This is a genomic window from Komagataeibacter swingsii (genome assembly GCF_003207895.1).
Taxonomy (GTDB): Bacteria; Pseudomonadota; Alphaproteobacteria; order Acetobacterales; family Acetobacteraceae; genus Komagataeibacter; species Komagataeibacter swingsii.
In genome coordinates, this window is the sequence record NZ_NKUB01000050.1 from 1 (window position 1) to 10279 (window position 10279).

Here is a 10279-nt window from a genome sequence, read left to right on the forward strand (position 1 = left end):
CAGCGACAGCGTCTCCTCAACAGACGCGCCACCTGTCATCCTGTTCCGTTCCATACCAACACACGGAATCATATCTCGCATCAAAACACAACTGTAGTGTTAGTTCAAAGCAAAACGGCATATGTAGCAGCGTGACCTATCTCTCACTTCTTTCATGCCTTGAAAAAGAACGTCGATGATCCGCTTGTACCGTATCGTCATCTCCACATGATTAACAGGTCGGCCTCCTGAACATTCGAGGATGAGCGCCATGGCAGCGTCCTGGTCTATCCCGATGCTGCGATCCGTCTTGCTGTCATAGGCTAGAGCCGCCAAGGTGCGGCAATGCTCCGTCTTACCATGTCCAGCGAACGTCTCACTGCAGCGAGTACGTTCCATGACGATCTTTCGGATGAAACGCCGGCCACATGAAGACAGCGGAATTGGTTGCTGCCCCCTCATCGACATAGCACGCCTTGCGATCGCTCGCAGTGGACGATGAGGAAAAACGACGCATTATCCAAGTCCCCAGTCAGGGTGAATGCATGTTCGATAGGTTTCCTGAACTTGGGGGGAGTGCAATCAAGGAACCGACCACGATCTCGATGACCAACGACGTCCAGAACCACTGCTCATAAAAATCCGGTACGCGCCATCTGATGTTCTGACGTCCGAACATCAGCATCTGCTCCAATACCCTGAAGTTCACGCATTTTGCAATGGAATGTATTACTCCCATCCGAGAATGATCTTACAAATTCCGCCTGAGAATGTTCTGACGTCCGAACATTGAGCATAAGGATGAACTAGAACCAGAAGACTATCGTAACACGTCGCACAGCAAAATATCATCCTCCATTATATCTTTGATCGCTATCTCCTCGGCTGATTTATGCCTCGTTTTAATGCTTCGTCCGCTTTGACAAAGCCTCATTCAAGACACAAGTAATCTATAATATGGTCCTAAGTTGCCACTTCAGCCATGCCGCACCTGGGCCGGATTAGATGTTCGACGAGAAGCAGGCAACATTGATCGTATCTCTCGAAGACCAATTTAGGGCTTCATATCAGCCCATATGCCGTCGATTTTTTCCTTGACAAGAAAGACTCATAACAATCAACATCAACCATCATCGTTGACGTTGATGCTATTTTACGCATCAAAAGTCTGTCTGGGGAAGCCATAATGAACGGTCAAACATTTCGAAATAGCCGACTGACTTTGCGATTAAGTCAGGCCGACATCAAAGATGAACTCAACCGCAGACTTGGCCGAAGCTATGATAAGCCCAAGATTAGCCGGTGGGAAAACGATAAAGAACCAATCCCGGATGATGTCGCCGAGGTGATACGTAATATGGCTGGCGCAGTTCAAGATTCTGCAAGAATACTTGTGCTGGCAAACCAAAAAGGCGGCGTTGGGAAAACAACGTCATCGCTCAACCTCGCATACGCGTTGTCATCACTGGGAGGGCGCGTTCTTCTCATTGATATGGATCCACAAGCCACAGCTACAGCCGGGATACTCGCTGGCGCCAGTGTTGAACTTTATCATCAAGGCAAAACGACCGCTCACCTCATCCTTGGTGGAAAACCCCTTTCTGAGATCGTGGTTGCGGCGGGCACGCTACCAGACGGACGCGAACTGCCTTTCGATTTCATCGCCAGCCATATTGACCTAGCCGAAACGGACGGCCGGAGAGAACCCGGTTTTGACGCCGCGCTACGGGAAGCCATTGATCCTGTCCGTGAGGACTACGACTGGATCGTGATCGATGCACCTCCCAATCTCGGCATGCTTACATGGATGAGCCTTGCTGCCGCCGATGATGCAATTGTCCCTGTGAGAACCGAGCCTTACGACACAATGGGCGTTGGCCTGATTATCGGCACCATCGGCAAGATCCAGCGTCGTCTGAATCCAGGGCTTCGACTCCTTGGTATTTTACCGACCCAATATAACGCACGCAAATCTGTGGACCGCGAAGTCCTTCAACACTTATGTTCCATGATGAAAGACCGCGCTCCAGTTCTGGAACCCGTGCCTTCAAGCGCTGTGTACGGTCATGCTGCACGCGCAGGCAGGATTGCGTTGGAGTCCTCTTCTTCAGCAGCCGCAACGGCACCATACCTTCGACTGGCACAAGCACTCCAAACGAAGACAGATTTTCCGCTTGCAGATATCGAACAGCCTGAAAGTAATGCGTGATGGCAACCCGACGCAAAACAAAAGCCCCGTCTCCTATTCTCGGCGTAGCCGCTGGTCTCATTGACGACGCCAGCAACAGTTTCGTTCGCCAGGACGGCAAATTTCGACATACATTCGAAGTTCCTTTGACAGAAGTAGCGCCAGATCCGGACCAACCGCGAAAAAGTTTCGACGACGAGAGTATCGCAGCACTAGCAGAAACCATGGTCGCTGAAGGACAGCTTCAACCCATTCTTGTACGTCGTGTCACGAACTCACAATCCGACAAACGATGGGTCATAGTCGCGGGCGAACGCCGTTGGCGAGCAGCGCAACATGCTGGCTGGTCCAGCATGCTTGCAATTGAACACGACGGTGATGCTGAAGTCGCAGCGCTCATTGAGAACCTTCAGAGAGTGGACCTAAACCCTCTGGAAGAAGCAACCGGCATCCAACGACTGATTGAAAAAAGAGGCTGGAACCAGAGCCAGGCAGGTGAAGTTCTTGGAAAAAGTCGCGGCGAAATTAGCTCTATCCTGAAAATCCTGACGCTCCCAACCGATATCCTTGAAGAGTTGACGTCAGAGCGAGGTGTGGCACGAAATACCCTTGTGGAACTCGCACGAGTCCCGGATCCTGTGAGACAACAAGAGCTCATTGAACAAGCCAGAACCGGACAACTCACAGTAAAAGCTATTCGACTGGGTCGAGCTGACCTCGAACGGCCAGAATCCGCACCGACCCGCAAACCTTCTGGATTTACGTTTACATCCGTAGACAGGATGGCCCAGCGTCTAAGTGAAGTCCGTGCCCAACAACTCCCGCTTAATTCGGAAGACCGTGAACGCTTGCGAAGACTCCGGGCCGAGATTGATCAGGTGCTGGGTGATGAAAATACGTAACACTGACGAGAGAATCATTGACCCTGGCTGTATTAACCGGTTTGTTTGCGTTCGGAACATCGCGCACAAAAGGCAAGGCTGGGGTAGATAATGGCTAGCAACGAAGCTGACCTGTTTGTCGACTCCCTAATAGGGGCTCCGTTAAAGGATGACAGAGCCCTTATGGAATATCCGTTCTTCAGCATCCAGAAGCAACCGCGCATGGAGCCTCTGGTATATGACGACGGGAAAATACAAATTACCATAGAACCTGGCCCAAAAGGGCTTGCGACGATTTGGGATAAAGACATACTTCTTTATGTCGTCTCTCTTATCAATGAACGCATTGAGCGAGGAATGACTGTCGACCATACAGTCCGCTTCGCTGCGCATGATCTGCTGCGCGTCACCGGTCGAGGAACAGGTAAGCGCAGCTACGACCTTTTGCTCGATGCGCTTCATCGTCTGAGATCTACAAATATCATGACAACCATCGAATCTGCAGACGAACGCGACCGGCGCGGGTTTGGCTGGATAGAGACATGGCGCGTAGTCGAGCGGAAAACATCGACTGGACGTAAAATTATGGCAGCCATTGAAATTACGCTCAATGACTGGATGTTTCGTGCCCTCGTCAAGGAACGCAGGGTGCTGACAATTAACCCCACTTATTTTAGTCTCGATAGTGGCCTGGGGCGCCGTATTTATGAAATCGGACGAAAGCATCTTGGTAACCAGGAAATATGGAAAATTAGTCTAGATAAACTCGCCAAGAAAATCGGTACTACACGCGAATTACGATTTTTCAAAAGAGATCTTCTCAAAATTATAGGCGATGACGTTATCCCCGATTATCAGCTATCCCTCGAAGTAGGTCCAAGGGGAGGGCGTCCCGTAGTGATTTTTGAACATCGAGAATCACAATCTTAGCGATAAAATATGAGCAGGACATGTGCGCGATGTTCCGAACCATGAGACGCTGTCGCGTTTGTTTTCCTAGGCTGCTGTGAAGCGCAAAATACCTAAGATATCAAGCCTGCTACTTATCGGATGCCATAACTTGTCATCGCCCAAGGAATCACACGCACGGACGTCCGAACGCCAGAGACCTACCTTAAACGTGCGCGATGTTCCGAATTCATGGCGTTTGGGCAGAGACTGCGCCTCATAAACACCTTGGGCAACTATCGGCGTGAACTTGATGACCGAATTAGCAAGGTGAAGATCGTTAATGTGCGCGATATTCCGAATATCTGGCCTAATGCCTTTTCCGGCGTGCGCGATATTCCGAAGTTTTCTCTTCCCTATATCCATTCTCAAGAATTGGAGGCCTGTTGCAGTTGTTCTTGACGGTCGCAAAGTATGCCTTCTGCCCTGTCGACGATGATTACTCCCATTATTCACAGCAACGCGATTCTCGTTCGGAATATCACGCACGTCTTATCGGAACATCGCGCACATCCCAACGGAATATCGCGCACGCTTTCTTTCGGAATATCGCGCACGCCTTATCGGAACATCGCGCACAGAAACAGGCCCTAACCAAATGATATTAAACGCGCTTTTCGGCCTTTAACTTTTTAACAGTTTAAAAATAACCTTCTAACTCGACCGTTGGGGATAAGTCTGCCTTCCTTGCATTCCATCTTCAGTTCGCGCTAAGACGCATTACCTTCCGGTATGTAAGCAGCAGCTTTCCCCCCCTTGAAGAAGCAGCTTATTCGACGTTGAATTAACGTCGCAATCTCTGCAACTACACCAATCGAGAAACACCCCTTTAGGGATATGATTTAGATTCGAGAATCCAAAAGCTAATAAACCGAGAATAAAAAGCCATAATAGAAATATAAGCCAGTATGTAAAAGCACCAGATCGACCAGCACGCCGCAAGGGGCGGCTCCTCCCCGTGCTCGGCGTCTGCGTCGCCTGCGCGCGGGTCCGGTGCTGCCGCTACGCGGCACCCTTGCCCCGCACTGCCCGACCCGGTTGCAATGAGAGCTGAAGGAAAGAGTAATCAGGCGACACAACCTGATTAGCACGCCCGTTCCTGACATCCCGAAAACCTGACCCGGAAACATCCCGGCCTGCAGAGGCAGCGCCGGGCGCCGGCGTTTGTACGGAGCACGGCCATGTCGTTCCAGCTCAACCTCTTCGGCACAACCGCTCTCGCAGATACCCAGAACGACCTTTTCTGGGGCGAACTTGAAGGCGAAGATGGCTCGCCCCCTGTCTTGCCGGCCGCGATGGTCCTTCCCCAGATTGATTTTCATATGCCGGCCAACCGTGGCCTCGCTGACACCTGGAAACAGCGGGCCCGTGACAATGCGCTGGCTATCGCGCTGCTCAAGGAGATCGAAGAAGCAGATCGAAACGCCTTGTCCCCCGAACAGATCGTCCTGTCACGCTTCACCGGCTTTGGAGCAGGCGAACTGGCGAACAACCTGTTTCCATCCGAAAGCGATAGCGCCCGCCCAGGCTGGGAAGAGATTGGCGAGGCGATCCACACCTCCACGACAGACATTGAGAGGGCAGGACTGAAGCGCGCGACACAATATGCGCATTTTACCCCTGAACTGATCGTGCACGCACTCTGGAACAAAGTGCTGCAGATGGGCTTCAGGGGCGGTTCTGTGCTTGAACCCGGCTGTGGGACCGGTCTTTTCATCGCGGCCCGACCGGAAAGGCTTGAGGGACGCATTGCCTTTACCGGGATCGAGAATGATCCGATTACGGCAAGGATTGCGCGCAGGCTTTATCCGAACCAGTGGATCCGCAGCGAGGATTTCACGACAGTGAAGCTCGCAAACGGGTATGACCTTGCGATCGGTAATCCACCCTTTTCCAATCGCACCGTGCGTGGCCCGGAAGGCCTGGGGCGGCTTGGCCTGAGCCTGCATGACTTTTTCATCGCCCGATCCATCGAAGCACTCCGCCCCGGCGGCATTGCAGTCTTCGTGACGTCCCGCCATACGCTGGACAAGACGGACAGCACCGCGCGCCGGACCATTGCCGACATGGCTGACCTCGTGGGGGCGGTCCGGCTCCCGGCCGGGGCAATGCGCGATGACGCCGGCACGGACGTGGTCGTGGACGTGCTGGTGTTCCGCAAGCGCATGATCGGCGACGGGGTCGACGATGAGACCTGGCTGGAAACAGGAGCCCTTGCAGATAGCGACCAGGGTAACGGTCCGCTCCTCGTCAATCGCTACTTTCTCGACCATCCGGAGCAGGTGCTTGGCCGTCACGGCTGGACCACCACCCAGTTCGGTCCCGATTACACATGCGACGCGCGTGCCGACGGCAGGCTTGATGTGATGTTGTCCGAGGCCATGGGCCGGATCGGGCAGGACGTGCGCTTTCTGGAACCCCTGGACCAGCGCATTGTCCGGCCGACGGGATCCGGTGTGCTGGTCGGCACAGCAGCCGATGGCGCCCCGCTGAAAGAGGGCTCCTACTTCGTCACGAAAGGCGTCCTGCAGCAGATCTGCGATGGACAGGCTGTGACGGTCGCCATCAGGAAGGGGGACCAGAAGGACGGCCTCTTTCAGAAGCATGCCCGGATCATTATCGCGCTGATACCCGTCCGGGATGCGGCACGCGCGGTCCTGCGGGCGCAGATGGAGAATCTGCCTTATGGACGCCTGCAGGGCGACCTGAAGCGTGCCTATTTCAGTTTCGTCCGACAGTTCGGCCCGATCAACCTGATGAACGTGACAGTCAGGATCGATCCGGAAACCAGGGTCGAAAACGAAACCCAGCGGCGGCCAAACCTGACGCCATTTTATGATGATCCCGACGTCTGGCTGGTCTCGTCCATCGAGGAATACGACGAGGCGACACAGAAAGGCCGGATGGGACCGATTTTCTCGGAGCGCGTCATTCATGCGCCTGTCGAACCCGAGATCCATTCCGCCCATGACGCCCTGGCCGTCTGCCTGCATGAAACAGGCGGCGTGGAAATGCCGCGGATCGCGGAACTCATGGGGCAGTCCGAAACTGAGGTCGCGGCCGCACTGGGTGATGCGGTCTATCTCGATCCGGTACGAAGCGTGGACGGTCGCAATGTCTGGGTTACGGCTGCTGAAATGCTCTCCGGCGCCGTGCGGACCAAGCTGGAAGGGGCACGCGATGCAGCCCGGATGGATGGACGCTACGCCCGGAACGTCACGGCGCTGGAAGCCGTCCAGCCAGCCGATCTGCGTCCGTCGGAGATCACCGCGCGCCTTGGCGCTCCCTGGTTGCCGGTCAGAGACATCATCGCCTTCACCGCCGAGGTGCTCGGGGTCGAGACGACCATCTATCACGCCCCCGCGGTCGCCTGCTGGACCGTGGAAAAACGGGCGTTCATGGGCAAGGCCGAGGCAACGTCAATCTGGGGAACGGAACGGCGACATGCCGGCGAACTGCTGGAAGATGCCCTGACGCAGGCATCACCAAAAATATGGGATGTCTGGCGTGATGGCGATGGCAATGAGCACCGCGAACTGAACACACAGGAGACGGAAGCCGCAAAGGAAAAACTGGCGGCGATCAGGCGTGCGTTCGAGACATGGGTCTGGCAGGATGGCGATCGGGCCGAGAGGCTGGTCAGGCTGTATAACGACACCTACAACAACCTCGTGGCACGTGCGTTCGATGGCTCCCATCTGCGCCTGCCCGGTGCAAGCACCACAATCAGCCTGCGCGCCCACCAGAAACGGGTGATCTGGCGGATCGTCGCCGCGGGCGGCACGTATATCGCGCACGCGGTCGGTTCGGGAAAGACCTTCTCGATGGTTGCGGCCGTCATGGAGCAGAAGCGGCTTGGCCTGATCAGCAAGGCGATGATCGCCGTTCCCGGTCACTGCCTCGCCCAGATGGCCCGCGAATTCCTCATGCTCTACCCGACCGCGCGGATCCTTGTCGCTGACGAGACGAACTTCGTGAAGGCAAAGCGCCAGCGGTTCCTTGCCCGGGCTGCGACCGGAAACTGGGATGCGATCATCATCACGCATGACGCATTCAGGTTCATCCCGGTAGAGGGCGATTTCGAGCGCCAGATGATCGAGGCGCAGATTGCGTCTTACGAGGAAGTGCTGGAGAGCGTCGACGCGGCCGATCGCCTCTCGCGCAAGCGGGTCGAGAGCATGAAGGAGAAGATGCAGGCGAAGCTGGAAGGCCTTGCCGCTCGAAAGGACGATCTTGTGCATCTGGGAGAGATCGGCATCGACCAGATCCTCGTCGATGAAGCGCAGCAGTTCCGGAAGCTGAGTTTTGCAACCAACCAGTCCGACCTCAAGGGGGTCGATCCGAACGGCTCGCAGCGGGCCTGGGATCTCTTCGTGAAGACGCGCTACCTGGCGGCAAAAAATCCGGAACGTCCGCTGATCATGGCGTCCGGCTCCCCGATCACCAATACGCTCGCCGAAATGTGGACGGTCAGCCGCTATATGGATCTTAAGGCGCTGCAGAAGCGCTACCTGCATGAATTCGATGCCTGGGCAGCCAATTTCGGCGAAACCCGTACCGAACTGGAACTGCAGCCAAGCGGGCTTTACAAGCCGGTCACGCGCTTCACCGAGTTCGTCAACGTCGCCGACCTCATAGCGATGTATCGCGACTTCGCGGATGTCGTGCAGCACGATGACCTGCGCCAGTACGTGAATCTGCCAGCCATCCGGGGCGGGCGTCGCGAGATTATTGTCGCGCCGACAAACGATAACTTCAGGGCCTACCAGAAGACGCTGGCGGCCCGCATCAACGCCATTGAAGCACGCCAGGGACGTCCCCAGAAGGGCGATGACATCCTCCTGTCCGTCATCACCGATGCCCGTCATGCCGCGATCGACCTGCGTTTCGTCGCCCCTCTCGCCGCGAATGACGACACATCGAAGCTGAACCTGATGATCGGGAACGTGTTCCGGATATGGCAGGAGACATCGGAAAGCCGTTACAGCGATCCTGAAACCGGTCGGCCGTACGACCTGCCGGGGGCGGTGCAGATGATCTTTTCGGATCTGGGCACCGAGAGCGCGATGGAGACACGCGGTTTTTCCGCCTACACGTGGATCCGCGATGAACTGATCCGCCTGGGCGTGCCACGCGCGGAAATCGCGTTCATGCAGCACTACAGGAAGAGTGCGGCGAAGCAGAAGCTGTTCGGTGATCTCAATGCCGGCCGCAAGCGGATCCTGATCGGCTCGACGGCGACCATGGGCACCGGCGTCAACGCCCAGCAGCGCCTCAAGGCCCTGCATCATCTCGACGTGCCGTGGCTGGTCTCCGACATCATCCAGCGCGAGGGGCGTATCGAGCGGCAGGGCAACCAGCACGCGGAAATCGAACTCTACGCCTATGCCCAGCAGGGTTCTGTTGACGCGACCAACTGGCAGCTCCTCGAGCGCAAGCAGCGCTTTATTGGCCTTGCGATGTCAGGTGACCGTTCCATCCGCCGGATTGAGGACATTGGCGGGGAAGGGGGAAACCAGTTCGCCATGGCCAAGGCGCTCGCCTCAGGCGATGCCCGGCTGATGCGCAAAGCCGGGCTGGAGGCCGATCTTGCGCGGCTCGAGAGACTGGCGGCCGCCCATTATGACGACCAGTTCGCCGTAAAACGTGCCATCGACCGGGCCGAGCGTGAGATTGCGGGCGCGGAGCGCCAGATCCCGCTTATCGAGGCGGATATTGCCAGCCGTCAGCCCACAAAGGGGGATGCATTCGTATTGCGCAGGGACAAGGGTGACCTCACCGAGCGCGAGAAGGCCGGATCATGGCTCCTGTCCCAGGTCCGCCTGGCGGCAAAGAACGGTGAGGCAGGGGTTTGGAACCTCGGACGCATCGGTGGGTTCGCCGTCATGTGCGAAGCTGGGCCTGGCCGTCGCGTGCGCGGCGAAAAGCGCGCGGTCGACGTGACGCTGTTTATGGAAGCGCGCTCAGGTCGCATTGAAATCGCCGTCGAGGATGACACGAAGGGCCTTGGGCTGACCTCGCGTCTCGAACATGCGCTGCTTCGGATCGATGACGCGCTCCGTGACGCAATCCGGATGCGGGAGGAAGCGCAGCATCGCCTGCCATCCTACCGCGCCCGTCTGGGCCTGCCGTTCGCGGAACAGGCGATGCTTGATGAGAAGCGCGCTGAGCTGAAAGCGCTGGATGTCAATCGGCACTCAAAAATAACCCCTGATCGGCATGCAATATTAACCCCCTGTTGAAGGCCCGGCCTGTCTCCTGAAGCCGTAGGCGTAAGGAGACA

The 10279-nt window shown here is 56.3% G+C and carries 4 protein-coding genes; all 4 read left to right on the forward strand.

The genetic code is table 11. The features are described from left to right. The first annotated feature begins 1165 nt into the window (after nt 1-1165). The 4 genes from CFR76_RS16555 (at nt 1166) to CFR76_RS16575 (ending at nt 10238) form a co-directional block, all read left to right on the forward strand. On the forward strand, nt 1166-2188 hold the full coding sequence (locus tag CFR76_RS16555; protein WP_025440117.1) for a ParA family protein: 1023 nt from the start codon (nt 1166-1168) through the stop codon (nt 2186-2188). Further along, the gene (locus CFR76_RS16560) at nt 2188-3069 is read left to right on the forward strand and encodes a ParB/RepB/Spo0J family partition protein (RefSeq protein WP_010517477.1); all 882 of its coding nucleotides are present in this window, start codon (nt 2188-2190) and stop codon (nt 3067-3069) included. Before CFR76_RS16555 ends, CFR76_RS16560 begins: the two co-directional genes overlap by 1 nt. Before the next feature lie 162 nt (nt 3070-3231). Beyond that, nucleotides 3232-3978, forward strand: coding sequence for a replication initiator protein A (locus CFR76_RS16565; RefSeq protein WP_231850461.1), 747 nt, complete (start codon nt 3232-3234; stop codon nt 3976-3978). A 1199-nt stretch (nt 3979-5177) separates the two neighbouring features. Then, entirely contained in the window at nt 5178-10238 is a 5061-nt protein-coding gene (locus CFR76_RS16575; RefSeq protein WP_110557897.1) for a lactate dehydrogenase, read from the forward strand. The last annotated feature ends 41 nt before the right edge of the window (nt 10239-10279 follow it).

Excerpts from the sequence above, each read along its gene's own strand:
- CFR76_RS16565 (WP_231850461.1), top strand. The coding sequence starts at position 3,232 with ATGGAATATCCGTTCTTCAGCATCCAGAAGCAACCGCGCATGGAGCCT.
- CFR76_RS16555 (WP_025440117.1), top strand. The coding sequence starts at position 1,166 with ATGAACGGTCAAACATTTCGAAATAGCCGACTGACTTTGCGATTAAGT.
- CFR76_RS16560 (WP_010517477.1), top strand. The coding sequence starts at position 2,188 with ATGGCAACCCGACGCAAAACAAAAGCCCCGTCTCCTATTCTCGGCGTA.
- CFR76_RS16575 (WP_110557897.1), top strand. The coding sequence starts at position 5,178 with ATGTCGTTCCAGCTCAACCTCTTCGGCACAACCGCTCTCGCAGATACC.